Genomic DNA, 25,536 nt, shown 5'->3' with positions numbered 1-25,536 from the left:
ACGTCCCGATGCTGGCAGGCCAGCGCTTTTATGTCTGGGGTGATGCTATGTTTGCCGAGGTCGACGCGGTCCTGCTGGCGCGCATTCAGTTCGCTTTCACAGTGAGCTTCCACTTCATCTTTCCGGCCTTCTCCATCGGGCTCGCAAGCTATCTCGCGGTGCTCGAAGGCTTGTGGCTGAAGACCGGCAAGGCCGTCTATCTCGACCTGTTTCGCTACTGGCTCAAGATCTTCGCCATCACCTTCGCGATGGGCGTGGTCTCCGGCATCGTCATGTCCTACCAGTTCGGCACCAACTGGTCGGTCTTTTCGGATGTGGCGGGCCCGGTCATCGGGCCGCTCATGGCCTATGAGGTGCTCACCGCCTTCTTCCTGGAAGCCGGCTTCCTCGGCGTGATGCTGTTCGGCATGAACCGCGTCGGCAGGAAGCTGCATTTCTTCGCCACGGTCATGGTGGCGCTGGGCACGTTCGTGTCCGCTTTCTGGATCCTCTCGGTCAACAGCTGGATGCAGACGCCGCAGGGGCATATCCTGGGTGACAACGGCCAGTTCCTCCCCGGTGACAGCTGGCTGCCGATCATCTTCAATCCCAGCTTCCCCTATCGGCTCGTCCATACCGTCACGGCTGCCTATCTCACCACGGCGCTCGTTGTGGGGGCGACCGGCGCGTGGCATCTGCTGAAGGGGCGGGCAAGCGAGCATGCCCGCAAGATGTTCTCGATGGCCATGTGGATGGTCGCGCTGGTCGCGCCGGTGCAGATTTTCGTGGGGGACATGCACGGCCTCAACAGCTGGGAGCATCAGCCGGCCAAGGTGCTGGCGATGGAAGGTCATTTCGAAAGCTATCCCGAAGGGGCGCCTTTCATCCTGTTCGGCCTGCCGAGCGATCGCGGCGAGCGCGTCGATTACGCGGTGGAGATCCCGGGGCTGACCTCGCTGCTGCTGGAGCATGACTTCAAGGCACCGATCGAGGGGCTCAAGACCTTTCCGGCCGACGAGCGTCCGCCCGTCGCCGTCGTCTTCTGGTCGTTCCGCATCATGGTGGGGCTCGGGGTTCTCATGCTCACGCTCGGCGTGGCGAGCCTGTGGGCCCGCTGGCGCAAGGGCCTCTACAACTGGCCGCTCCTCCATCGCTTCGCGCTGGTGATGGGGCCGGCGGGCTTCGTCGCCGTCATTGCCGGGTGGGTGACGACGGAGGTGGGGCGCCAGCCTTATGTGATCTACGGCCTGCTGCGCACCGCGGACGCTGCTTCGCCGCTGGGCGCGCCGGCCGTCGCGGCCTCGCTGCTGGCTTTCGTCATCATCTATTTCGCGGTGTTCGGCGTCGGCACCTGGTATATCCTGCGGCTCATGAACACGCCGCCGCGACCCCATGAATCGGGTGTGGAGACGGAAGAGCGCGGCCCGATCCGCAGTGCCGGCATCACGCCCGGCCCGGCCCAGAACAGGGGAGCGGGCACGGCCGGGCCCGCCGCAACGCGGGAGGACGAAGCATGATCGATCTCACGATGATCTGGGCGTTCATCATCGCCTTCGCCGTCTTCGCTTATGTGGTGATGGACGGGTTCGATCTCGGCATCGGCATCCTGTTCCCCACTCTGCGTGTGGGCCATGGCCGCAATCGCGCGATGAACTCGATCGCGCCGGTCTGGGATGGGAACGAGACCTGGCTGGTGCTTGGCGGCGGCGGGCTCATGGCCGCTTTCCCGCTCGCTTATGCGGTGATCCTGCCGGCGACCTATCCGCTCATCATCGCCATGCTGCTCGGCCTCGTGTTTCGCGGCGTCGCTTTCGAGTTCCGCTGGCGCGATCCGGCGCACCGGGCCTTCTGGGATACCGCCTTCTTCGGCGGCTCGGTCATCGCCGCGCTCTCGCAGGGCATGATCCTGGGCGCGCTGCTGCAGGGCATAGACGTCACCGGCCGCGCTTATGACGGGAGCTGGTGGGACTGGCTCACGCCCTATACGCTGCTCACCGGGCTGGGGGTCGTCGCCGGCTATGCGCTGCTCGGCGCGTGCTGGATGATCTGGAAGCTGGAAGGGGACGTGCAGGAGCATGCCTATCGCCTCGCCGTGCGCGCCGCGATCGCCACGCTGCTGCTGATGGGCGCGGTCAGCGTCTACAATCTGCTCCTGCTCGACCAGTATCGGGAGCGCTGGTTGGACATGCCCAATATCCTCTTCGCCAGCCAGGTGCCGCTGCTCACCGCCATCGTGGCATTCGGGCTGTTCTATGCGCTGAAGACGCGCCGCGACCTGATGCCCTTCCTTCTGGCGCTCGCGCTGTTCCTGCTCGGCATGGCGGGCATCGGCGTCACCATCTGGCCTTATGTCGTGCCCGCCCAGATCACGATCTGGGACGCCGCCGCGCCGGAATCGAGCCAGATCTTCATGCTCGTCGGCGTGGCGCTCACCTTGCCGCTGATCCTTGCCTATACCGGCTGGGCCTATTGGGTGTTCCGGGGCAAGGTCGGGCATGAGGGCTATCATTGATGCGTGATGCGGACGAGGCTCCGCTCTGGCAGCGCCTCGCCTGGATGGCCGCGATCTGGGCCGCCAGCGTCGTCGTGCTCGGCGCGGTGGCATGGCTGCTGCGCCTCTGGATCGCCTAGGAGCGATCGACATTGTCCTGCGGACGCCTTCGGCTCCAGCCCTGGCGGCGTACCATCTCGTCACGCACGCCGTCATCCCGCTGCCTTGACGATCGCTTGGTCCGGTTGGTTTGAGAAAACCGGAAGAAGCGGGATCCCGGGTCAGGCCCGGGATGACCAACGAAAAATAGTTGAAAAGCGCGCTTCTGGCTCCCCCAAAGTCCGCGGATTGGTCCACGCCGCCGAGCTTCGATCCACAGTCCGCGCCGGGACTCCGTTCCGGGCATCCATTCCTCCTCTGCTCGGCGCTTTGTCAGAAGCCGAACGGCGTCTGATGCATTAGGGTGGGCGAGGGGCACTCCGCCCCGCGAAGGAACATGCCCATGCTGGTCAACCCGTTCTCCCTCTGGCTGGACATGGTCCGCACGGGCATGGACATCGCCCAGACGATCAGCGGGACGCAGAATGTCGTCATGGCCCGGCTGCCGGTCATTGCCGCGGCTTTCCATTCGCCCCTGACCGCCGATCATCGCGAGCTCAGCCTGATGGTGAGCGAGAAGGTGGATGCGTTCGGCAAGGCGTCCGTGGCGCGGGCAAGGGACGATGCCTCGATCCGGGATGCCTGGTCCGCCAATGCGCGGGACATGGGGCGGCTGGCCGGCGGCGCCATGCTGGGCCCGCAGGACTGGCTTGCCATCATGAACCGCAACACCGCCGCGATGACCAGCTGGTTTGCGATCCCTGCCAAGGTTCTGGCGCCCTATCACAAGGCGGTCACTGCCAATGACCGGCGGCTGGCGCGGCGCGACCGGCGGATATGATGCGCCGCCCCTCGCAGATGGTGCGCGGCTTGCTGGTGCGCCAGATACAGGACGTGTTCAACGATCGCGCGCGGGGCGAGGCGCCGGTGGTCCGGTCCAATGATGCGCTGTTCGATCGTGGATCGGAGATCTGGCGCGTGCATGGGGACGTCACCACCATGATGATCGGCGGCGTGACCGCGCTGCTATTGCAGATGCTCCATCCCGCCGCGCTGGCGGGCGTATGGGATCACAGCAGCTTCCGCAGCGACATGCTCGGCCGCCTGCGCCGCACCGCGCGCTTCATTGCCGTCACGACCTTCGGCGAACGGACGCAAGCCGAGGCGGCGATCGCGCGGGTCCGGGACGTCCATGCGCGGATCAGCGGCGCGCTGGACGACGGAACAGCTTATCGGGCGAGCGATCCCCGCCTGCTCGCCTGGGTCCATGTCTGCGAGGCGATGGCGTTTCTGGAGGCATGGCGCGCCTTTGGCGAGCCGGGCATGACCCGCACCGCGCAGGACCGCTATTTCGCGCAGCATGCCCGCATCGCCCGCGCGCTCGGTGCCGCGCCGGTGCCCGAGAGTCGCGCGGAGGCGGAGGCGCTGATCGAGAGCTTCCGCCCGGACCTGCGCGTGACTGGGCGGACCCGCGCCGTCGCCCGCATGATCCTGGATCATCCGCCGCCGACCCTTGCGATGCTGCCGACGCAGAAGCTCGTCATGCAGGCGGCGGTCGAGATCATGCCGCGCTGGGCAAGGCGGCTCCACGGCTTCGCGCGGCCGCCTTTCTCCGGTCCCCTCGTGCGCGGCAGTGCCTTCGCGCTCGCGCAGACGGTCCGCTGGGCCTTCAGGTCGGATGGCGCGCGCGCCGCCGGCTCAGGCCGCGCGCACGTTCAGCCCGGGTCCTCGATGAGATAGTCGATCGGCTTGAAGCTGCCGCCATTGCTCGCATAAGCGGAGCAGGCCGTCAGGCCGATGACGAGGTCCATTTCCGCGCGCAACACGATCCTGTCGCCTGCGCGGCTCAGCGGAGGCAGCACGCTGATCTTGCCATCCGGCCCCACCGGCACGTTCATGAAGCAGTTGAACGCGACCGGAATCATGTCCTCCTCGATGCCGTAGGGCGCGAGCGCGGCGGCGAGATTGCCGAAGCATCCGGGCGCGACCGGCTTGTCGGGATAGAAATGCAGGAAGGTGTCGACGCTGCACGGCGTGAGCAGAAAGTCGTGGCAGCCGACCGTGTCCCGCTCGATGGTGAGCAGCACGTTGGACCGGTTGGACCAGAGCCGGTTGCCGGTCGTCAGGCGGATCGTCTCTTCATAATCGAGCGTGCGCCCGTTGCTCAGCACCTCGCGCACGTCGGCGCGGTTATAGGCGAGCAGGTCCGCGACCTGTGTTCCTTCCGGGTCGATGACCGTCAGGCGCTGGCCCTTGAGAAGCTCGAACGCCACGCCCGAGCGCGGGGGGATGCGCTGCGGCGTCATACCGCCGCTCGCGGATCGTGGAAGGGGCATTTCCAGTCGTTCCCGACCAACCGGCCGCTATACTGCGCCGCTTCGCTCGACTCGCCGTGGCGGGAGAGCATGGGGTTGGGCGAGCCGGCAAGGTCGGTATCCCGGCCGATGATGGTCTCGCGTATCTTCTCGTAGCGTCCCTCCTGCCGCAACTGCTCGAACTGGTCATGCAGGTTGAAGACGATCACCGGGCGCTCGAAGCGGCGAGCCGGCCGGCTGGCGGCAGGATGCAGGCCCACCGCGAAAAAGGCTTCCCCGCCGAAGCTGAGCGAGAAATGCGGATCGTCAGGATCGCCGCTCACCCGCTCGTCGAACGGCACGCCGAGCCAGGCGTCCTTGTCCGCGAGGGACTGCAGCCGGTCCCACATCGCGCGCTCGAAGGCTTCCTCGTCCAGCGGGACGGGCTTGGCGAAAATGATCGCGAGGCTGCGGAACAGGCCGGGGTCCGCGCTGTAGGAATCGGCCCAGGCAAGCAGCTCCCGGTGCAGCCGCACATCGTCCCACCCGCTGTCGATCGACCAGCCGACGAGGACATGCAGCGTCCCGCGCGAAAGGGCCGACTTGGCGCCCACACAGGGGAAGCGCCTGTCCATGATGAAGGTTTCGAACGCTTGACGCAGACGCCGTTCTTCCGCTGGTGAGATCAACATGAAGGCGGCTTCCATTCCCTTGTCCGTTTACAGTGGGGTAGAAAAACCCGGGCGGCGCTTTCGTTCCTCCAGCCGGGCCGGGAACCCGCGCCAGACGGGGATTCCTTATCCTGCTTTAGTGATTTGGGCCTGACGCCGCGCGGACCGTTCGCCGCGGGAAGGCGAGGGCCGTGCGCTCGTGGCTGGTCCCGGGTACGCCCCGTCTCACTGCGTTTCTTGCGCGCCCCCGCTGCCCAGCTCGGTCAGCATCCGCTTATGATGCTGGATCAGTTCTGCAGTTCGTCCAGCAAGCTCCTGTAACTTTGGGTCATCGCCGTTGTTCGCGAAGCTGCTGTGCAGGTAGAAGGCCTCGTCATGCGCGGCGGCCTGCTGGCCGAGATAGACCTCATCGAACTCCGCGTCGCTCGCGTTCTTCAGATTGTCGATCATGGCGCGTCGGCGGGGATCGAGGCTCTGCGCGGGCGCCCGGTTGACCGGATTGGCCGCCACGAATGACTGGAGCTCACTCATCGTCTTTCCGTGATCTTCGGTCATCCGGGCCGCGAAAGCGCGGATTGCCGGATTGCGCGTCCGCTCGGACGCGATCCCGGCGGCCTCGACTTCATACATGTCGCCGATCGTCGCCTGCGGGATATAATAGGTGCTGGTGAGCGGCGCATCGGTGCTCGAGACGCCCTCGGGCCGCACGCCTTCATGATCGCGCGCCACAGTGCCGTCGCCTTCGGAAGGCTTCTGCCGATCGTTGCAGCCGGCGAGAAGCAGCGCCAGAAGCGCCACGCCCAGGCCTGTTCCTGTGCCCGAAACATATCTCATGGCTGTTCACTCCCATTGGCGGCGGCGTTGTCCACCGGCCCGGCCAGCGGCGCCGATCCCGCCGGGCCCGGACGCGCCGACAGCGGTATCTCGTCGGGGCCCCCGCCGCCCTGCACCTGATTGATGACGTCGGTCGAGACGTTCCCGCGTCCGGGCCCCTCCGCGGGGTCGACGTCGCTGGCCGTCTGCTGGTTGCAGGCGCTCAAGGCGAACGCCGCGGTCATGGTGGCGATGAGGACAGGGGGTCTTTGCATGGACAATTCCTCTCAGCTTCTGCACATCCGCCCCCCGGAAGCCGGCGGCCGGCTATGGAGCGGCGGACGCCTCTCTCAGGAAAACAACATCCGTTGCCCGCGCGGCGTTGCGACGGAACGCCCGACGACTAATCCATGTTGCAAAAAGTCCGGGGGCTGAGGCGGCAGTCCGCGATATCCGGCAACTGCGGGCGAGCCACCAGTTCGATGCTCCTGCGAAAAGAGCGGTCATCCGGCATTTTGATCCAGAGGCAGCCTGTCAGGGGCGAAGCGCGCTTTTCAGCCATTTTCGTTCGTCATCCCGGGCCTGACCCGGGATCCCGCTTCTTTCGGCTTCCTAAACTGGCCGGCTCCGGCGATCTTCAAGGCAGCGGGATCCCGGAGCAAGTCCGGGATGACATCGTAAGTGACGAGACAGGGTCGCCGCCATGGCCTCGGATCTGTCCACGCCGCCTGCGCCGCCGCTCGCAGCCGGTCGGCCTCGGACGGTCGCGCAGGCGCTTTTCGGTTTCCACAAGGCCGCGAGAAGGGCCTCGCCTCAGCCCCGCGTCAGTTCCATGAGGCGCACCAGATCGGCCATGGTCTCGTTGACGGGCGCGGGCACGCCGGCGGCGCGGGCGCGCGTGCAGATGGCGCCGTTGATGAACTCGATCTCGCTGGCCCGGCCGGCGATCATGTCCTGGAGCATCGAGGCCTTGTGGCCGCGATGGGCAGTGAGCGCGAAATCGATCGCGCCGGCGATCCGCGCCTTGTCCACGGCCACGCCACAGGCGCTTGCGGTGGCCACCACTTCGTCCACCATCGCTGCGACGATGCGGCGGCCGGGCGCATTGTCGATGCCGGCATTGGGCTGGCCGGTCACGGCGCCCAGCGCGTTGAGCGCCGCGTTGAAGGCCACCTTCTCCCAGATCGCGACATCGATGTCCTCGGCATGGCGCGCATCGAAGCCGGCCCGGGCGAGCAGGGCGACGGCGGCCTGCGCGGCCGGCGTGCCGGCGGGCGTCATCGCCCCCAGTTCGATATGGCCGCTGCCATGGGATTCGACGCTGTTCGGGCCGTGCAGGTCGGCCGGGAGCGCGGCGATGCCTTTGAGTATCTGATCGGCGGGAAAGGTCTCCGACACGATTTCCGGGTTGCCGAGGCCGTTCTGGAGCGTGAGCACATGCATGCCCGAGCCGGCGAGATGGGCAATGGAGCGGATCGCGGCGGCGCTGTGCATGCCCTTGGTGAAGAGCAGCGCAAGATCAGCGGGCGCTTCCACGTCCTGCGCCAGCGCGGCGCGCAGCGGCACGGTGCGCGTGCCATCGTCATCGGTCAGATGGATGCCTTCGCGCCCGATGCGCTCCAGCCGCTCGCGGTCCACGTCGATCAGGGTCACGTCCGCGCCGCTCTGCGCGATGCGCGCGGCGAACAGGCATCCCATGGACCCCGCGCCGATCACGATGATGTTCCGCATATCTGTTCTCCCGTCGCCCGTTCCGCCGCGCCTTCCCGTGGGGCGGCCCCGCGCGCATGGCCTCGCCGTTTCGCGGGCACCTAGGGGCGGCGGGCAATGCCGGTCAAGCGTCGCGCGTCCGGGCCGGCGTCCCTATTCCGCCTGTTTCGCGCTGGCGCGGCAGCGGTTGATTTCTGCCATCTTATGTAAGTGTCTATCTACAAGATATTGAAAATAAATCATTAAATGGCGGATCATCGAATAATGCAACGCCGCCCGATCCTGTCTCCCCGATCCTTCGCTTCCTATATTATCCATTCCTGACCGGGCTTGGCGGCGCGGCGACCGGGCGACGCGTCCCGGCGCAGGAAGGAGAGGAAGCATGAGGAATTTCGCGGGCAAGGTGGCCTTCGTCACCGGCGGCGCCAGTGGCATCGGGCTCGGCATGGCGCGCAACTTTCTGGCCGAGGGCATGAAGGTCGTCATTGCCGACTATAATGAGGATCATCTCGATCAGGCCCGCGAGATCCTGCGGGGGAACAATGCCACGCATCTCATCCGGGTGGACGTGGCGGATCGGGAGAATCTGCGCGCCGCGGCGCAGGAGGCGCTGGACGTCTTCGGCAAGATCCATCTGCTTGCCAACAATGCCGGCGTGGGCGGCGGCGGCAATGCCGACGATCCCGATTTCGAGGAATGGGACCGCTCGATCGGCATCAATCTTGGCGGCGTGGTCAATGGCACCAAGATCATCGTGCCGATCATCAAGGCGCAGGGGGAGGGTGGGCATGTCGTCAACACCTCGTCCATGGCCGGCGTCGTCCCGCTGCCGGGCATGGGCGCTTATTCCGCGGGCAAATATGCCGTGCGCGGCTTCACGCAGGCGCTGCGTCTCGATCTCGCGCCGCATGGCATCGGCGTCTCCTGCCTTTATCCCGGCGCGGTGAAGACGGCGTTGATGGCGATCCCGGAGGATGACGCCAGTGCGCCGCCGGGCGAGGAAGGCGATTTCATCCGCAATCTCTGGGCCGCCATGCGCGTCGCCGTCGATCCCATGGACATGGGCCGGCTGGTGGTGGACGCGATCCGCGAGAACCGCTTCCACATCCTCACTCATGCCGAGTTCCTGGAGGAAGTGCAGGAGCGCCATCGCACGATCGAGGACGCCTTTCTCACCGAGCTGCCCGTGCCGGCCGCTCGCGCCGCTTTCGAGCGCTTCCGGCGCGAGACGGTGGACAGGCTATTCGCCATGCCGGTGATCGACTAAGGCTAATCGACATTCAGCGCTGGCGGACTGCAAATGGCGCTTTCCCGGGCTTCCGGTGCTCACGTACTTTGAGTACGCTGCGCGCCAGGTCCCGAAAAACCACCATTTTCGCCACGCCATCATCTGAATGGCGATCAGCCTTAGGGAGTGGCCATGAAGCTCTATGATCGCCAGGGCACGCCGAACGCCGCCCGCATCCGCATCGTCCTCGCCGAGAAGGGGCTGGAGGATCAGGTCGAGTTCGTCACGGTCGACCTGATCGCCGCCGAGCAGAAGCAGGACTGGTTCCTCGCGATGAACCCGATCGGCAAGACGCCGGTGCTGGTGCTGGATGACGGTCTCCTCCTCTCGGAATGCACCGCGATCACCGAATATCTCGACAATCTCGCCGGTCCGCCCACGCTCACCGGGCGCACGGCGCGCGAAAAGGGGCTGATCCACATGATGCAACGCCGCGTCGAGATCATGCTGCTCGATCCGGTCGACGATTATTTCCATTATGGCACGCCCGGCCTCGGCCCGGCCCTGCGGCCCTGGCGCCAGCCGGACTGGGCGGGCGCGGCGGAATGGGGCCGTCGCCGTGGCCAGCAGGCGGTGGTGAACCTGCCCTATTTCGATGAAGTCCTGTCCGGCTCTCCTTTTCTGTCCGGTGATCGCTTCACCCTGCCCGATATTTCGCTCTTCGCCGCGCTCGCCTTCGCCAGGGGGGCGGGGCTACCGGTCGACCCGGGCCTGCGCGCTCTTGCGGACTGGCAGGCGCGTGTTTCCGACCTGCCGGCCGTGAAGATGCGCAGCGGCCAGACCTTCCTGCCCGCGGATCTGGAGCGACGGCGCGGCGAATGACGGGATCAGAAGGACGAATGCCTGCCCGAGGCGGAAATTGCCCCCGCAAAGCCTTGCGCGAAAAGGCGTAAATCGCCAGTGCAAAGGGGAAGCTCAGGCGAATCGTTCTTAGGAGACCGCAGGATGGATCAGTTCAACAAGACGATCAAAGGCATCAAGGATCGGGGCGCGGCGCAGCTCTTCATCGATGGTGAATGGCGCGCAAGCAGCGGCAGCAACGAGCTGACCGTCGTCACGCCCCATAATGAGGAAACGGTCCTCACTTATATCGAGCCGACGATAGCGGACGTCGACATTGCCGTGGCCGCCGCGCGCAAGGCGTTCGATCAGGGCCCCTGGCCGCGCATGTCGCCGGCCGAGCGTGGCACCTATCTCAAGAAAGTGTCCGATCTTCTGATGGCGCGGATGCCCGAGCTCGCCGAAGCCTGGACGGGTCAGGTCGGCGCCGTCATCGGCTTCACCAGCAAGGCCAGCTATCAGGTTCCGGGCCTGTTCAAATTCTATGGCGAGCTGAACGACAGCTATCCGTTCATCGAGGAGCGCATCGGCTCCATGGGCGGCAACAAGGTGCGCGTGGTGCAGGAGCCCGTGGGCGTCGTCGCGGCGGTCACGCCGTGGAACGCGCCGCTCGTGCTGCTGGTCTACAAGGTCGCGGCCGCGCTGGCGGCGGGCTGCACCATGGTGTGCAAGCCGAGCCCGGAAACGCCGATCGACGCGCACATCCTCGCCGAGTGCATCAAGGATGCCGGCATCCCGGCCGGTGTCTTCAACATGCTGCCGGCGGGCCGCGAAGTGGGCGATCATCTGATCCGCCATCCCGGCGTGGACAAGATCAGCTTCACCGGCTCCACGGCGGCCGGCAAGCATATCGCGGGCGTGGCCTCCGAGCGGCTTGCCCGCGTCTCGCTGGAGCTGGGCGGCAAGTCGGCGGCGATGATCCTCGAGGATGCGGACATGGATCATGTCCTCAAGAGCCTCGTGCCTTATTCCATGCCGATCACGGGCCAGGTCTGCTTCTCGCTGACCCGCGTTCTCGTGCCCAAGAGCCGCAAGGCCGAGATCGTCGACGCCTACACCAGCGCCGTCTCGAAAGTGAAGGTGGGCGATCCCTTCCAGGCCGATGTCGGCATGGGGCCGCTCACCATGCAGCGCCAGCTTGAGCGCGTGCAGGGCTATATCGAGAAGGGCAAGGCCGAGGGCGCGACGCTCGCGCTGGGCGGCGGGCGTCCTGCCGATCTCAACCGTGGCTTCTTCGTCGAACCGACCGTGTTCACGGACGTCGATCCGAACATGACGATCTTCAAGGAAGAAATCTTCGGCCCGGTCGTCTCGTTCGTCGATTATGACAATGAGGCGGACATGATCGCCAAGGCCAATGACACGATCTACGGCCTGCACGGCGCGGTCTACACGCAGGACGCCGAGCGCGGCTTCGCGGTGGCCCGGGAGTATCGCGCCGGTTCCGTCACCATCAACGGCATGATGGTGGATATCCACATGCCCTTCGGCGGCTTCAAGCAGTCCGGCATCGGCCGTGACGGCGGCCTCGAGGGGCTGGAGAATTATCTGGAGACCAAGGCGGTCTATTTCGCCTGAGCCGACGACGGATCGAACAGACAGAACGCCCGGGGACCTGCTTCCCGGGCGTTTTGCATCGTCCGTTCCCTGTGCCCCCGGTCGAGGCCGCCGAGCCCTCGCGCCATCGCGTCCGGGCACCCAATCCGCCCTCCATGCGTTGGCTCCTCGACCTTCGATCAGCATAAGGGAGCATCATGGCCGATCCGCAAGACCCGGCGGCGCGAGGCGCCGACACGGCCGCGAGCGGCGCTGCCGACGCCCACACCCGCCAACCCGGCCTTGCCGGCCGCAAGGTGGCCGTCACGGGCGGGACGACCGGCATCGGGCGCGCCATCGCCGTGCTGCTCGCTAGCGAAGGGGCCCGGGTCTTCGTCTGCGGACGGGACAGCGCGCATCTCGCCGACGCGCTCGCCCGCATCCGGGAAGTCGGGGATGGCGACGGTCTCGCGCTGGACCTTGCCGAGCGCGAGAATGTCGCGCGCTTCTTCTCGGCTGCCGAGGCTTATCTGGGTGGCCTCGACATCGCGGTCATCAATGCGGCCGTGCCCGCTGACGCCCTCATGGATGAAGACGAGGATGATCTTGCCTATCGCATCGCGGTGGATTTCTCGGCCTATCTGCACAGTGCGCAGGCGGCGATCGGCCGGATGGGCGCGGGAAGCGACATCGTGCTGATCGGCTCGATGTCGGCGGTGTCCCAGTCGCCCGGCGGATCGGTCTATGTCGCGGCCAAGACCGGCATCGAGGGTTTCGCGCATGCCCTTCGCGGAGAAGTGGCGGACCGCGATATCAAGGTGGGCCTGATCGAGCCGGGGCTGACCGGCGCCGATTTCCAATATCCCGACCTGCCGCCCGAGGAACAGCGCGCGCTCATCCGGCGCGACGAGATGCTGAGGGCGGAGGACATAGCCGTGGCGACGCACTTCATGCTCACGCAGCCGCGCCGCTGCGCGGTGTCCCTGATGCGCGTCGAAAGCAGGCTCAGGCGATGAGCGCGCGCTTCCCGGAGGATCGGCTGGTTTTCCTGCCGAAGGACGTGGACCTCTCCCGTTCGCCGCTCGCGGGTCAGCTGCCGGCCGAGACCTATGTGCTGGGGACCTTCAATCCCGGGCTCACGCGCTTGCCGAACGGCAATCTGCTGATGATGGTGCGGGTAGCGGAAGCCCTGCGACAGCCGGAAGCGGACGGCTATATCCGCGCCATCCGCTTGCACGCCGGCCGCTACAGGCTGGATGCCTGGCCGCTCGACCTCGTCGACACGATGGATCCCCGCAAGTTCATGATCCGGGGGCAGGGCTGGAAAGTGATGGCGCTCACTTCCCTGTCCTGGCTCCTGCCGGTGGAATGCACGCCTGACGGTCTGGACATCGTCGCCATCCATTATGACCGGGCGATTGCGCCGCAGGGGGACTGGCAATGCTATGGCGTGGAGGATGCGCGCATCAGCCTGGTCGATGGCCTTTATCTCATGACGACCTGCTCGGTCAGTCCCGAGCGCCATTCCACCACGCTCTACATTTCCGAAAATGGCCTCGACTGGCAGTTCGCCGACATCGTGCTCGACCACCAGAACAAGGACATGCTGATTTTCGAGGGGCGGATCGGCGGCCAGTACTGGGCGCAGACGCGGCCGCTGGGTGATCTCTACTTCGCTTATCCGCCGGAAAGCGAGTGGCGCGCTGGTCCTTCCATCAATCTGGCGACATCGCCGGACGCGCGGCACTGGAAACCCTATATCAAGCCTGGCCTTCGCCCCCATGTCGCCGCCGCTGCCACGACCCGCATGGGCGGGGGCACGCCGCCGGTGCTGACGGAGAAGGGCTGGCTGACCTTGTGGCACGGCGTTGCGCCCAGCGGGGTGGTGGGGATCTACCGGACCTACTGGTCCCTGCTGGATGCCAAGGACCCCAGCATCACTGTCGCGACCGACCACGGGGCCTTGCTCGAAGCCAATAAAGCACTGACCGCGCCGCTTGCCGATCAAATGTACGTGCAGGACGTCGTCTTCACCACCGGCATTGCCGATGCCGGCGATCATTTCATCGTCGCGTCCGGCGAGGCCGATCTTGCCTGCCGGATCACGCATATCCCCAAGGCCTGCTTCGGGCTCTGACGCGTTCGCCATTGGCTCGACGCCGACGGTCCCAAACCCGCGCTGTCCGTCCCGTTTCAGGGTGATCCCGTCGCCCGATCGCCCTGTCGCCGCCATTTTTGCGACGAAGCCCTTTTTTGCCGGGAACGGACCGGGCCTATTTCAGTTTGCACTGCAGCATGCGAGGCATCCTGCCTTGCGTTCGGGGATCAAGGGATGTCCTGTCGGCCGATCGACCAACCGATTTCGCATGTCGCCGTGCTTGGAAATGCTTTGCCCCGCCAGTGCGGTCTCGCCACCTATACCAGCCATAGCGTGAAGGCCCTGCGTGCGTCCTTCCCCCGGTTGCGGATCGATCATTATGCCATGGATGACGGCTTCGGCGTGACCTACGGGCCCGAGGTGGCCATGGCGATCCCGGCGGCGGACATATCATCCTATGTGCGCGCGGCCTCTGCCATCCAGCGTTCGGGCGCGGAGCTGCTGTGGATTCACCACGAGTTCGGCATTTTCGGCGGCGCAGCGGGCGACCATCTGCTCGCGCTGCTCCGGCATGTCGATCTTCCGCTGGTCGTGACGCTCCACACGGTTCTCGCCCGGCCCGATCCCGATCAGCTTCGCGTGATGCAGGCCCTTGTGGCGAAGGCCGACCGGCTGATCGTGATGGCGCGCGAGGCGGCGCGCCTGCTGGAGACGGTCTATGGCGTGAGTGCCGAGCGGATCGTCGTCATTCCGCATGGCGCGCCGGACCGGGCCTTGCTCGACACCAGCGTCATGAAGAGCAGGCTGCGGCTGGGTTCCGGCCCCGTAGTGCTGACCTTCGGGCTGCTCTCGCCCGGCAAAGGCATCGAGACCGCCATTCAGGCGATGCCGCGCATCGTGTCGAAGCATCCCGAGCTTCTCTATCTCGTCGTCGGTGCCACGCACCCGGTGCTCCTGCGTCGCGAGGGGGAGGCTTATCGGGAACGGCTGAAGGGCCTCGCTGCCGAACTCGGCCTTCAGGAGCATGTCCGCTTCGTCGGCGATTTTCTCGAAGACGAGGATCTGCTCGATTATCTCCAGGCCGCCGACGTCTATTTGACGCCTTATCCGGGGCGGGAGCAGGTGACGTCCGGAACGCTGGCCTATGCGCTGGCGATGGGGCGGCCTGTCGTCTCCACGCCCTATATCCACGCCGAGGAAGCGCTTGCCGATGGCATCGGGACCTTCGTGCCCTTCGGCGATTCCGACGCCATAGCAAGCGCCATCACGGACCTTCTGAACGATCCGCTCAGCCTTTCCGCTCATGCGCGCAGGATATGGCAGGCCGCGCGATCGACCATCTGGGAAGAGAATGCGAGAGTTGTCATGGATGTCTTTTGCGATGCGAAACGGGGCCACCCCACGGCCATAACAACGGGTCAGGCGCTCGCCGAGAACAAGCATGTCCGGCTGGAAGGCATCGCCGCGATGACCGATGATGTCGGGATCATCCAGCACAGTGTGCTCGGCGTGCCCGATCGCCGGAACGGCTATTGCATTGATGACAATGCGCGCGCCCTCAAGCTGATGTGCGAAACGCGGGCGGGCGACCCGGAGGAACGTCGTCGGCTGGCGCTGATCTACGCTGCCTTCATCGAGCACGCCTGGAACGATGAACGGGGGCGGTTCCGCAATTTCATGGGCTATGACCGGCAATGGCTGGAAGAGGAAGGGTCGGAGGATTCCAACGGCCGCACGCTCTGGACCCTGGGCCATGTGCTGCGGTCCGCCCCGGATGATTTCATGCGCCGCTGGGCGCGGGAGCTGTTCGACAAGGCGCTCCCCCTGGCAGAGGCGATGCAGTCCCCCCGGGCGATCGCCTTCACGATGCTGGGCATGGCGGCCGTCCTGGAGGTCGAGCCGGGCCATGAGCGGTGCCGCGCGCTGTTGCGCCGTTCGGTCGATCTCTTCACGCGCCTGCTCGCCGATGCCCATCGGCCGTCCTGGCCATGGTTCGAGATCGTCCTGTCCTATGACAATGCGCGCCTCTCGCAGGCGATGATCGAGGCGGGGCGCGTCCTGCAGGATCAGGCGGCAATCGATCTCGGTCTCGATACGTTGCGCTGGCTGCTCGGCAAGCAGCGCGCGCCGGAAGGGCACTTCCGCCCGGTCGGCACGGAGAGCTTCGGCAAGCCGTTCGAGGAGCCCGCCTCCTTCGACCAGCAGCCGCTGGAAGCAACCGCCACGATCGAGGCCTGTCTGTCCGCCCGGCGCTGCGATGCTGACCCGGTGTGGATGGCGGCGGCGAGCAAGGCCTTTGGCTGGTTCGCGGGCGACAATGATCTGGCGATGCCGCTTGCCAATGAGGACCGCACGCTCTGCTATGACGGGCTGACGCGCGACGGGGTCAATCTCAATCGCGGGGCGGAGTCCATTCTCGCCCTGCAGATGGCGCGGCACAGCATGGCCGCCTTGATGGCGGAATATGAGGAAAGACCCCAGCTCGCTGTGGTGCTATAGCCCATCCTGTGCTTGATGAACCGACCAGAGCGCCTTCGGGCGCAGCGGCTGAGCCATCCGGGGTTGTCCGGGACGAACAGACCTCGCCGATCTTTCGCCGCCTCGACCAGCGCCTCACGGCGGACGCATCACGCGTCGTCGTGCGCCCCTTCCATCTGTCCTGGCAAGCCTCGGGTCATGCGTCCAGCCGGGGCGCGCGTCTCGTCAGCGATATCATGGAGATGGACGAACCTGCGGTCGAGCAGGCGCTGGTGGGCGTTTTCCATGATTTCGAGCAGCGGCACTGGCAGATCGAGCGCGTGTTCGAGACGCGTTTCGATCAGGTCGCGGCGGAACTGAAGCTCGATCGTGCCGCGCTCAGCGCAGCCCGGCGTCAGCTCATCGGCGCCTATTTCTCGCATGAATACAGCTTCCAGGCCGCCGCGCTGATGAATCCCTCGATCGTGCCGCATCCCGACCAGTCGAATCTCGGCCCGGGCATCGTGCGGTTCATCATGTCGCTCCGGGCAGTGGGGGAGGGGCATATCAGCTCCATCACCTTCCGCGACGGGCTGGTCGGTGAGAACGGGCGGTTCGAGCTGTCGCCCGAGCCCCGGATCGCCACGGCGGCGACGGCATGCCTGCAGATCGGGGATACCGACGGCGCGGTGGCGGTGGAGCGGGACCGGGACAGCACCTTGTCCGGCACCGTCATCTTTCCGGTGACGCCGGCGCAAGCCAACGGGCTCGAAGACTTGCGGCTGACGCCCTTCGTGCATGACGACGGCACGCGCGAGTGGATCGGCACCTACACGGCCTATAGCGGCCGGGAAATCCGGTCCGAACTGCTGCGCACCCGGGATTTCCGGACCTTCGCGCTCGTACCGATGGAAGGCTCGGCCGCCGTCAACAAGGGGATGGCGCTCTTCCCCCGGCGCGTGGGCGGGCAATATCGGATGATCGGCCGGCAGGACGGCAAGAATCTCTTCCTGCTGGAGTCCGGCGACCTCACCGAATGGTCCGGCGGCGCGCGCCTGCTCGAACCCAGATATCCCTGGGAATTCGTGCAGATCGGGAATTGCGGGGCGCCCATCGAGCTCGACGAGGGCTGGCTCCTGCTCACGCATGGCGTGGGCCCCATGCGCAAATATGCGCTCGGGGCCGCGCTGCTCGACAAGGACAATCCCCTGAAGGTGCTTGCCCGCACGCCCCAGCCGCTCATGGCGGCCGTCGACAATGAGCGCGAAGGCTATGTCCCCAATGTCGTCTACACCTGCGGCGCGATGCGGCTGGGGACCAAGCTCTTCCTCCCTTATGGCCTCGCGGACAGCTGCGTGGCGTTCGCCTTCGCCGACATCAGCGACATTCTCGCGCATATGGAATAAGCGCGCGCGCGCCCCGTTTGAGAGAGAGCGGCGTGGATAAATTCCAAGGCAATGGCAGCGCACCTTATGTCGTCCTGAACAACGTCATCCCGGACTCGATCCGGGATCCCGCTTCTTCTTTTTCTCAATCCCTCCGGACCCGCCGATCTCCAAGACAGCGAGATCCCGGGTCAAGCCCGGGATGACAACGAAAAGGGCTGAAATGGGCGCTTACGGCTCCCTCAAAGTCCGCGCATCTGCCCGCGCAACCTAATCCTCCGACGTCCTCCGCCCGGCGCCTTCCCGTCCCGCCCGGCTATCCTGTTCCTCGCCCTTACGCGTCATCGTCTCGGGATTGTAATTGGAGGGTATGGCGCCCCCGCTCACGGGATCGCGCCGTGGTTCGCGATCGAGCGTGTCGCTCGGCCGCCGGGCGGCACCTTCCGGCTGGTTTTCCGTGGAGATGTTCGGACTTTTGCCCTGCTCCGTGGGGACATGGCGCCTGCTGCGCGGCTCTTCCGTCATCGGTGCATCCTGTCATGGCTGGAGTCGAGATCCTCGCCTGCATGGATCGCCACAGCGATCATCCGTTCCCAGATCGCCGCATCGCCCGCGTCAGCCATGGCGTGATCGGGCTCGCGCAGCGCCTTCAGGATGGCGAGCGCGTCATCCTTGTGGTCGATCCATTCGATGTCGACGTCCAGCGCGGCGGATGTGGACATCCCGCCGGCATTGGCGCTGAGTTGCTGCGCGGCCAGCACACGCGCAACGCGCTCGATCAGGGGTGTCGTCGCAATGGCCATCTCTCTTGCTCCTGCATCAAACACAGCCACCCTGTTGCTCGGGGGGCGCTCAGCTGCTCGCGCGCTTGCGGCGGGTTTCCCATCCCTTCCTGGCAGCGGCGGAACGCTTCTCATGGCTCTGGCTCGAACCACCGATATGTCCGCCCTTGCGGGAGGAGGCATGATTGTCCTTCTTCCCGCGGCCGGAGCCGGACTTGTTGCCGCCACCGGATTCCTTGTTCACCGTCGCCCAGGCGCGCCGCTCGGCTTCCTTCTCGCTGACGCCGCGCTCCTCATAGCCTTGCTCGATATGCTCGGCCTTGCGCTTCTGCTTGTCGGTATAGCTCGATTTGTCACCGCGAGGCATGGCTATCCTCCTTCTCGTCGAACGCCGCGCGCAGCTCGTCCTTGGCTTTCTCGAGAATGTCCCGCTGCTCCTTGCCGAGGTTCTTGCCGGCCCGGTTGATGTAGAAAGTGAGCATGCTCATCGCCGACTGGAAGGGTGTGCCCTTGCGGCGGTGGCTGTGTTCGGCCGATCGCTTCAGCGAGGCGGCGATCTTCGCGGGATCGTCCTGCGCGAACACGCCGTCGTCGAGGTCCAGCGCATCGCTATGCTCGGTCACGTCCTGGGACCATTTGCGGCCTGCCATCGGTCATCTCCCCGCGGTGCCGGGCTCTGCCATCTTGCGATGGCGCTCGGCCAGCACGGATTGTGGAAGAACGCCGGCCCCGGCCACCTGCAGCTTGTTGGACAATCCCGAGACGATATGTCCCTCGCCGGAGAGAAGCGCTTTCCAGCCATCGCGCGCCACTTTCGCGGCGTCCGCCTTTTCGTCCTGCCCGACCTTCGTATCGAGCATGTCGGCCCGCGCGAAAAATTCGGTATCCGTCGGTCCCGGCATCAGCGTGGTGAGCGTGACGCCCTCGACGTCCTTCAGCTCATTGCGCAGGGCTTCCGTGAAATTGTCGATGAAGGCCTTGGTGCCATTGTAGACGGCGTTGAAACTCCCCGGAATATAGCCCGCGATTGAGCCCGTCACGAGCACCTTGCCCTCCTGCCGCGCCACCATGGCCGACAGCACCTTTTGCAGCAGGTACACGGTGCCCGTTATGTTGGTGTCGATCGCGCGGCGCCACATGGCCACGTCCTGATCGAGAAAGGCCCGGCCGGTGCCGACGCCGGCATTCGCGCACAGGATATCGATTTGCCGACCGCCGGTCGCAGCCAGCAGCTGGTCGACACCCTCGATGGTGGACAAGTCCGCCTGCAGGGCCTGCACTGCGCCGCCATGGCGCTCGAAGTCCCTTGCCGAAGCCTCGATCAGCGGCTCGTCGGCCACGACCAGCAGATCATATCCGTCTTCCGCGATGACATGGGCCAGTTCGAAGCCGATCCCGGTCGATGCGCCTGTCACCACTGCGAGTTTCGCTGCCATTTTCCTTCTCCTGAAGAGGGCCTCAGGCCGCGATGCGGTCCAGGCCGGGCTTGAGCACGACTTTCGTCACCTCGTTCTGCTCGTCATGGAACATCTTGTAGCCGTCCGGGGCCTTCTCCAGCGGCAGGCGGTGGCTGATGAGGAAGGTCGTATCGATCTTTTCCTCCATGATCGCGTTGAGCAGGCCGGGCAGATAACGCTGGACGTGCGTCTGGCCGGTCTTGAGCGTCAGACCCTTTTCCATCAGCGCGCCCAGGGGGAACTTGTCGACGAACCCGCCATAGACGGCCGGCATGGAAACCCGTCCGCCCTTGCGGCAGGCGATGATCGCCTGGCGGATCGAGTGGATCCGGTCGGTCCCCAGGAACATCGATGCCTTCACCTGATCGATGACGTTATCCACGAAGAAGCCATGCGCTTCGAGGCCGACGGCATCGATGCACGCATCCGGCCCGATCCCGCCCGTCATTTCCATCAGCGCTTCGTAGGTCTTGCTTTCCTTGTAGTTGATCGTCTCGGCACCGAACCGCTTGGCGAGTTCGAGGCGGCGGGGGAAGTGATCGATGGCGATCACGCGCGCCGCGCCCATCAGGAAGGCCGATTGCACCGCGAACAGGCCCACGGGACCGCAACCCCAGACGGCAACGGTGTCGCCGGGTTCGATCTCGGCATTTTCCGCCGCCATCCAGCCGGTCGGCAGGATGTCCGACAGGAACAGAACCTTGTCGTCGTCCACCCCATCGGGGATCACGATCGGCCCCACGTCGCTGAATGGCACGCGGACATATTCGGCCTGGCCGCCCGCATAGCCGCCGGTCATGTGGCTGTAGCCGAAGAGGGCGGCCATCGGCTGCCCGTAAAGTTCCTGGGCGATGTCCTGATTGTCGGCCGGATTGCCGTTGTCACAGGCCGAATATTGCTGCTTGCCGCAATGGTAGCAGGCGCCGCAGGCGATGGTGAAGGGAACGACGACCCGCTGCCCTTTCTTGAGCGTCGATCCGGGCCCGACATCCACAACCTCGCCCATGAACTCATGGCCGAGAATGTCCCCCGACTGCATGGTCGGGATATAGCCGTCATAAAGATGGAGGTCCGAGCCGCAGATCGCCGTCGAGGTGACCTTGATGATAGCGTCGCGCGGGTTGATGATCTCGGGATCGTCGACCGTGTCGACGCGGACGTCATGCTTGCCGTGCCATGTCAGGGCGCGCATCAGCCTTGCTCCTCTTCCAGTTGCTTGTGTGTCCGGGCGGCCGTGGCCACCTCGCCGGTCTCCATGAGCTGCTTGAACCGCCGCAAGTCGCGGCGCGCCTGAATGGCCGGCTCCCGCTGGAAGATCTTGGCGATTACCTTGCCGATGAAGCCGGCCGGAGGATCATAAGCGATCGTCGCGGTGACCACCGTTCCGCGGCCGATGGCATCGCGGAATTCGATCCGCCCGCTGTTGGGGACGTCGGCATCTTCGGACGAAGTCCAGGCCAGGACCTCGCCCGGCCGCTCCTCGGTGACGACCGCGTCCCATTCGACCGTCTTTCCACCGGGCGCCTTGACGACCCAGTGGCTGGTCCGCGCATCCTTCACGTCCACGCGCTCGATATTGTCCATGAACCGCGGCAGATTGGAGAAATCGCGCCAGAAGGCGTACAACTCCTCGCGCGGGCGGTTGATCGTGACCGATCGCCCGACGAGATTGTCGCCCTTGGGGTCGGCCAGTTCCTGCTCCGCGCGATCAGCCTCGCGCGCTTTCGACGTGCTGAGCGGGGCATCGTCCTGAAGATTCATCACCTTGCTCCATGTTCATGCTGCGGCAGGCCGTCAGCGTTCCGGGATCGGGTTGAACAGGCAACGCGTGGCCGGAAAATAGGAGCCGGGAGAATGACTGATCCAGGTTAGTCGCCCGCAGCGGCACGATGGCGCGTTGCGAGGCTGCGACCGAAGGGGTCCCGGCGGCGGGGACGAATCCGTGCTTTTCCGACTTTCCGTCATTCCCGCGCACGCGGGAATCCAGCTGAAACATCGCGTCCAAGCGCCGCGGTGTAACTGGATTCCCGCGTGCGCGGGAATGACGATGTGGGAGGGAGGAGATCATCTCCTAAGTCATCGGGGTCCGGACAGCCTGCATTTAGGATCAAGCTGCCAATGGCGAGGCCACGATGGCGCACCATATCGTCACGAACGACGTCATCCCGGACTCGATCCGGGATCCCGCTTCTTCCTTTTTCTCAAACCGGGTGGCCCCGGCGATCTTCAAGGCAGCGGGATCCCGGTCGAGCCCGGGATGACAAACGAAAAGACTGAAAAGCTGGCTTCGGGATCCCTCACAGCCCGCGAACCTGTCCACGCCGCCCGGGGCACCGAAATTCACGTCGGAATTTCGATGCCCCAGCCCCCTTTCGACAGGCCTGCTATCCGCGATCAGTAGCGAACCCGGATGCCGGCGCGCCATTTCGACCCGAACGTGTCGAAATAGACGGGGTTCGTCGGGTAGTTGGACCCGCCGCCACCGCCGCCGCCGGGCGCCACCGGGGGCTTGCGGTCGAAGATATTGTCCATCGATGCGAACAGCTCGATATGCCGCGTGTCCGACTGGCCCATCGGCAGCCGATAGGACATGGCCAGGTTGAAGTAGGTCGCTCCCTTCACGCGGTTGGTGTTGATGCTGTTGGGCTGGGTGGGATCATAGCCCTCATCTTCCGGGCCGATGCGCTCGACATTGTAGATGCCCTGGCTGATCCGCCGCCATGTGAGGGTCGTGTTGAACCCGGCATTGTCATAAGTGACGAACGCGTTCCAGATCCACGGCGGCGCGGGGTTGAAGTCGCCGCCATCGACGACGGGACCGGACTGGCCGCCATAATCGCGTGGCGAGGCGGCCGGGTTGGCCTGGCTGATGAAGTCATATTGGTGATTGCCCAGGATGCGGAAATTGAGCGCGCCATTCCAGCTCGATGCGATGTCGGACAGATTGAGGCGATAATCGAGCTCCACGTCGATACCGCGCACCTCGAGCTTGGCGAGATTGACCTGGCGGGCATCGATGAAGGTGATGTCCTTGCGGTCTGCCCCGGCGAAGGTGATCCGATCGCAGAAGATGTCGAACTGGTGGCAGAAGTCGACGATGCGCTGGCCGGGCAAGGTCGTGACCGCGTCGTTGATCTTGATCTGGTACCAGTCGACCGAGAAGCGCAGGCCGGGCACGAAGCGGGGCTGGAACACCGCGCCCAACGTGGTCGTGTCCGCCTTTTCCGGCGTCAGCGCGAAGCTGCCGCCATTGAGGATGGGCGTGCCGTCATTGCCGGTCTGCGAGGCCACAGGGTTGAGCCACCAGTTGTTGACGATGCCGCTGGTCGACCAGGGTTCGGTCGGCACATTGCGCAGGAAGAGTTCGCGGAAGCCCGCCGCGCGAATGTCGCGCGAGCGCGAGGCGCGAATGCGGAAATCCGGGATGACGTCATAGACGGCCGAGACTTTCCAGCTCGTCGTGCCCGAGGTCTTCTGCTCGCCGCTGTCCCTGTTCTTCGCGTGATTGCGGGTGTAGCGGATGGCGCCGTTCAGCTCGAGCAGATCGCCGATGGCGGAATCGCGGAACACCGGGACGTTCAGCTCGCCGAACCCTTCGAGCACCTTGATCTCGCCGGCATAATCGAGGCCGAACGTGAAGGCGTAGTCATTATAATCGGGGATGTCGCCATGCCACACGTCCCCGCTCTCGACGCGATAGTCGGCGCCGGCCGCGGCGGAGATGGGGCCTGCGCCCCAACCGTCGAAGATCGTGCCCTGCACCGATCCGGAGAGCACATGCTGGCTGTATTTGAAGTCCTGCATCACTGGCCGGTAGGCATAGGCCAGCGCGCGGGGATCGGCATTGTTGAGGCCGAAGAGATTGAGCGCGACGCAGCCCTGGGCGCGGGGATCGGGGTTCGCCTTGGTCAGTTCCCGGCAGACGATATTGCCATTGGCGACGCCCGTCTTGACCAGGCCTTCGTCCACGGCGTCCGTCGCATAGATGAAGGGCGTGTTGACGCGCGTGCCGGTGCGCTGCTGGTGGCGGTCGTTCCGGCCATATTGATAATAAGCGTCCCAGGTCCAGTCGCCGAACAGCGGGCCGGACAGGCCGAGAAGGCCGCGAAACACCGTGGCGTCGGATTCGTTATAGGCCTGGAGCAGGCCGTCCATATCCTTGCCGAAGCTGAACTGGGCGCCGTTGAGCAAGGTCCGGACGGACTCGGGCAGGAAGGCGTTGTCTGCGTTGAAGAAATTGGTCGAGCGCGGCGGCACCACGGCGTTGGTGCTGGAGGCGGTGCGGCGCGCATAAGTGAATTCGGTCTGCACCTGCAGCGCGTCGGTCAGGTCATACTGACCGTAGACATAGCCGACCCAGCGCCGCAACGGCGTCTGGATGTCGCTGTCGTCATAAGTCGAGACGCCGTCGCCGCCTTGCCGCGGGCCGATCTGCGCCTCGCCGACGAAGCGGCCGGGGTCGAACTGGACCACCGCGGTGCCGTCCTCGTTGAACCGCAGGTTGCGGGCCTGCACGGGCGCCGGCCCGCGATTGCGCAGCACGCCGCGCGGTTCGTTATAGGCCTGCTTGGAGTCCGGGCCGATGACATAATGGGGCAGGCCGTAAGTGGGCGAGCCGGGGATGTTGAAGCCGCTCCGCGCCGTCGTGCCGGGCAGGATCGAGTTGGAATTGACGAAGATGTCATAGCTCTCCGCGCACCACAGGCGCACCTTGGCGCAATCGCCAATGCCTTCATTCTTCTGATATTCGATGCCGGCCACGAAATGGCCGCGTCCGTCGCCGAAGCTCGTGCCGCCCATCAGTGAGGCGTGGAAGCTCTTGCCGTCGTTCCGCGTCGTCTGGCCATAATCGACCTGCGCCTTGATGCCCTGGAAGTTGTTTTCCAGAATGACGTTCACGACGCCGGCAATGGCGTCCGAGCCATAGGCCGCCGAGGCGCCGCCGGTCACGGTTTCGACCCGCTGGATCATCGCCGAGGGAATGATGTTGAGGTCGATCGCGCCGCCATCCGACGTGGGAATGAAGCGGCGGGAATTCACCAGCGTCAGCGTGCGCGTGCCGTTGAACGGATTGAGGCCGCGAAGATTGGCGAAGGATGCGCCGACATTCGCGCCGGCCGTCGTGCCGGCGGTGGCATCGGACTGGAAGGACGAATTCTGCGGGATCAGCTTGAGCGTCTCGGAAATATTGACCTGCCCGAGATTGGCCATCAGCTCGCCGCTCATCACGGTCGCCGGGGTGGGTTCGTTGAAACCGTTGCGCTTGATGCGCGAGCCGGTGACGATCACCGTTCCGGGATCGGCCTCCTCGCTGGCCTCCTGGGGTGCGGTGCTTTCCTGCGCCATGGCCGGCACGGATGGCAGGGCGGCGGCAAGGGCGGCGGTCAAGGCGATCACGGAGGCCGACGGTATGCCGTTGGCTTTCCTGGAAAATATGCAGCGCACGGGTCGCGAATTCATGGACGTCCTCTCCTGTTGTCCTCGGTCTGTTTTGGCGATCGTCATTCGGAGAGCGGCTGGCGGCCGTCAACCGGATGACTTGCGTCCCGACCTCGGTGTTCCCGGCGGCATATATCCACTTGGCCCTGTGAAGGCCTGCAGCATTGATGCGGAGCAGCTGTGCATAGTTGCCCATC

Annotated in this window: 25 protein-coding genes; 12 read left to right on the top strand and 13 right to left on the bottom strand. The window is 65.4% G+C overall.

Annotated features, from left to right (window positions below; genetic code table 11):
* The first annotated feature begins 47 nt into the window (after positions 1-47).
* The 5 genes from HNP60_RS14055 (at position 48) to HNP60_RS14035 (ending at position 4,309) form a co-directional block, all read left to right on the top strand.
* Positions 48-1,496, top strand: coding sequence for a cytochrome ubiquinol oxidase subunit I (locus HNP60_RS14055; protein ID WP_184154920.1), 1,449 nt, complete (start codon positions 48-50; stop codon positions 1,494-1,496).
* Positions 1,493-2,491, top strand: a complete 999-nt coding sequence (gene cydB, locus HNP60_RS14050) for a cytochrome d ubiquinol oxidase subunit II (protein WP_184047071.1) — start codon at positions 1,493-1,495, stop codon at positions 2,489-2,491. Before HNP60_RS14055 ends, cydB begins: the two co-directional genes overlap by 4 nt.
* A complete protein-coding gene (locus HNP60_RS14045) occupies positions 2,491-2,610 on the top strand; it encodes a DUF2474 domain-containing protein (RefSeq protein WP_184154918.1) in 120 nt (39 codons plus the stop codon). The genes cydB and HNP60_RS14045 overlap by 1 nt, the downstream gene beginning before the upstream one ends.
* Before the next feature lie 362 nt (positions 2,611-2,972).
* Entirely contained in the window at positions 2,973-3,410 is a 438-nt protein-coding gene (locus HNP60_RS14040) for a hypothetical protein (RefSeq protein WP_184154916.1), read from the top strand.
* Complete coding sequence (locus tag HNP60_RS14035; protein WP_184157081.1) at positions 3,410-4,309, top strand: oxygenase MpaB family protein; 900 nt, start codon at positions 3,410-3,412, stop codon at positions 4,307-4,309. Before HNP60_RS14040 ends, HNP60_RS14035 begins: the two co-directional genes overlap by 1 nt.
* On the opposite strand, the gene HNP60_RS14030 is transcribed toward HNP60_RS14035, so the two are convergent.
* From HNP60_RS14030 to HNP60_RS14010, 5 genes are all read right to left on the bottom strand, one after another.
* A complete protein-coding gene (locus tag HNP60_RS14030; RefSeq protein WP_184154914.1) occupies positions 4,285-4,875 on the bottom strand; it encodes a DUF1989 domain-containing protein in 591 nt (196 codons plus the stop codon). The genes HNP60_RS14035 and HNP60_RS14030 overlap by 25 nt on opposite strands.
* A complete protein-coding gene (gene gntA / locus HNP60_RS14025; protein ID WP_014077154.1) occupies positions 4,872-5,570 on the bottom strand; it encodes a guanitoxin biosynthesis heme-dependent pre-guanitoxin N-hydroxylase GntA in 699 nt (232 codons plus the stop codon). The genes HNP60_RS14030 and gntA overlap by 4 nt, the downstream gene beginning before the upstream one ends.
* 189 nt (positions 5,571-5,759) lie before the next feature.
* Positions 5,760-6,368, bottom strand: a complete 609-nt coding sequence (locus HNP60_RS14020) for a DUF4142 domain-containing protein (protein ID WP_184154912.1) — start codon at positions 6,366-6,368, stop codon at positions 5,760-5,762.
* A complete protein-coding gene (locus tag HNP60_RS14015; protein ID WP_184154910.1) occupies positions 6,365-6,622 on the bottom strand; it encodes a hypothetical protein in 258 nt (85 codons plus the stop codon). Before HNP60_RS14015 ends, HNP60_RS14020 begins: the two co-directional genes overlap by 4 nt.
* A 538-nt stretch (positions 6,623-7,160) precedes the next feature.
* A complete protein-coding gene (locus HNP60_RS14010) occupies positions 7,161-8,078 on the bottom strand; it encodes a ketopantoate reductase family protein (protein ID WP_184154908.1) in 918 nt (305 codons plus the stop codon).
* A 361-nt stretch (positions 8,079-8,439) separates the two neighbouring features.
* Here HNP60_RS14010 and HNP60_RS14005 point away from each other — a divergent pair, with 361 nt between their 5' ends.
* The 7 genes from HNP60_RS14005 (at position 8,440) to HNP60_RS13975 (ending at position 17,682) form a co-directional block, all read left to right on the top strand.
* The gene (locus HNP60_RS14005; protein WP_184154906.1) at positions 8,440-9,324 is read left to right on the top strand and encodes an SDR family oxidoreductase; all 885 of its coding nucleotides are present in this window, start codon (positions 8,440-8,442) and stop codon (positions 9,322-9,324) included.
* Positions 9,325-9,477: 153 nt separating this feature from the next.
* Positions 9,478-10,167, top strand: coding sequence for a glutathione S-transferase family protein (locus HNP60_RS14000; protein WP_184154903.1), 690 nt, complete (start codon positions 9,478-9,480; stop codon positions 10,165-10,167).
* Positions 10,168-10,290: 123 nt separating this feature from the next.
* Positions 10,291-11,763, top strand: a complete 1,473-nt coding sequence (gene desV / locus HNP60_RS13995) for an aromatic aldehyde dehydrogenase DesV (protein ID WP_184154900.1) — start codon at positions 10,291-10,293, stop codon at positions 11,761-11,763.
* Between the two features lie 176 nt (positions 11,764-11,939).
* Positions 11,940-12,737: an SDR family oxidoreductase gene (locus tag HNP60_RS13990; RefSeq protein WP_184154897.1), complete on the top strand. Its 798-nt coding sequence runs from the start codon at positions 11,940-11,942 to the stop codon at positions 12,735-12,737.
* Positions 12,734-13,858 carry a glycoside hydrolase family 130 protein gene (locus HNP60_RS13985; RefSeq protein WP_184154894.1) on the top strand — a complete coding sequence of 375 codons (1,125 nt, stop codon included), beginning with the start codon at positions 12,734-12,736 and terminating at the stop codon, positions 13,856-13,858. Before HNP60_RS13990 ends, HNP60_RS13985 begins: the two co-directional genes overlap by 4 nt.
* A 237-nt stretch (positions 13,859-14,095) precedes the next feature.
* Entirely contained in the window at positions 14,096-16,318 is a 2,223-nt protein-coding gene (locus HNP60_RS13980) for a glycosyltransferase family 4 protein (RefSeq protein ID WP_338056725.1), read from the top strand.
* An 8-nt stretch (positions 16,319-16,326) separates the two neighbouring features.
* A complete protein-coding gene (locus HNP60_RS13975) occupies positions 16,327-17,682 on the top strand; it encodes a glycoside hydrolase family 130 protein (protein ID WP_338056724.1) in 1,356 nt (451 codons plus the stop codon).
* A gap of 249 nt (positions 17,683-17,931) precedes the next feature.
* Here HNP60_RS13975 and HNP60_RS13970 read toward each other — a convergent pair whose 3' ends face one another.
* The 8 genes from HNP60_RS13970 to HNP60_RS13935 all read right to left on the bottom strand — a co-directional run bounded on the left by HNP60_RS13970 (position 17,932) and on the right by HNP60_RS13935 (position 25,297).
* Positions 17,932-18,186 (bottom strand): hypothetical protein, encoded by a 255-nt coding sequence (locus HNP60_RS13970; RefSeq protein WP_184154889.1) that lies wholly within the window; start codon positions 18,184-18,186, stop codon positions 17,932-17,934.
* Positions 18,183-18,464 (bottom strand): hypothetical protein, encoded by a 282-nt coding sequence (locus tag HNP60_RS13965; RefSeq protein ID WP_184154886.1) that lies wholly within the window; start codon positions 18,462-18,464, stop codon positions 18,183-18,185. Before HNP60_RS13965 ends, HNP60_RS13970 begins: the two co-directional genes overlap by 4 nt.
* Positions 18,465-18,513: 49 nt before the next feature.
* Positions 18,514-18,810, bottom strand: coding sequence for a plasmid stabilization protein (locus tag HNP60_RS13960; protein ID WP_184154882.1), 297 nt, complete (start codon positions 18,808-18,810; stop codon positions 18,514-18,516).
* Positions 18,797-19,093: a DUF3175 domain-containing protein gene (locus tag HNP60_RS13955; protein WP_184154879.1), complete on the bottom strand. Its 297-nt coding sequence runs from the start codon at positions 19,091-19,093 to the stop codon at positions 18,797-18,799. The genes HNP60_RS13960 and HNP60_RS13955 overlap by 14 nt, the downstream gene beginning before the upstream one ends.
* A 3-nt stretch (positions 19,094-19,096) precedes the next feature.
* A complete protein-coding gene (locus tag HNP60_RS13950; protein ID WP_184154876.1) occupies positions 19,097-19,879 on the bottom strand; it encodes an SDR family NAD(P)-dependent oxidoreductase in 783 nt (260 codons plus the stop codon).
* 22 nt (positions 19,880-19,901) lie between these two features.
* A complete protein-coding gene (locus tag HNP60_RS13945; RefSeq protein WP_184154873.1) occupies positions 19,902-21,092 on the bottom strand; it encodes a zinc-dependent alcohol dehydrogenase in 1,191 nt (396 codons plus the stop codon).
* Positions 21,092-21,661, bottom strand: coding sequence for an SRPBCC family protein (locus HNP60_RS13940; protein ID WP_184154870.1), 570 nt, complete (start codon positions 21,659-21,661; stop codon positions 21,092-21,094). The genes HNP60_RS13945 and HNP60_RS13940 overlap by 1 nt, the downstream gene beginning before the upstream one ends.
* 633 nt (positions 21,662-22,294) lie before the next feature.
* Complete coding sequence (locus tag HNP60_RS13935; protein ID WP_338056723.1) at positions 22,295-25,297, bottom strand: TonB-dependent receptor domain-containing protein; 3,003 nt, start codon at positions 25,295-25,297, stop codon at positions 22,295-22,297.
* Between the last annotated feature and the right edge of the window lie 239 nt (positions 25,298-25,536).

The organism is Sphingobium lignivorans (genome assembly GCF_014203955.1).
Taxonomy (GTDB): Bacteria; Pseudomonadota; Alphaproteobacteria; order Sphingomonadales; family Sphingomonadaceae; genus Sphingobium; species Sphingobium lignivorans.
Note: the sequence above shows the minus strand (reverse complement) of the source record. Positions and strands in the feature narration are given on the sequence as shown.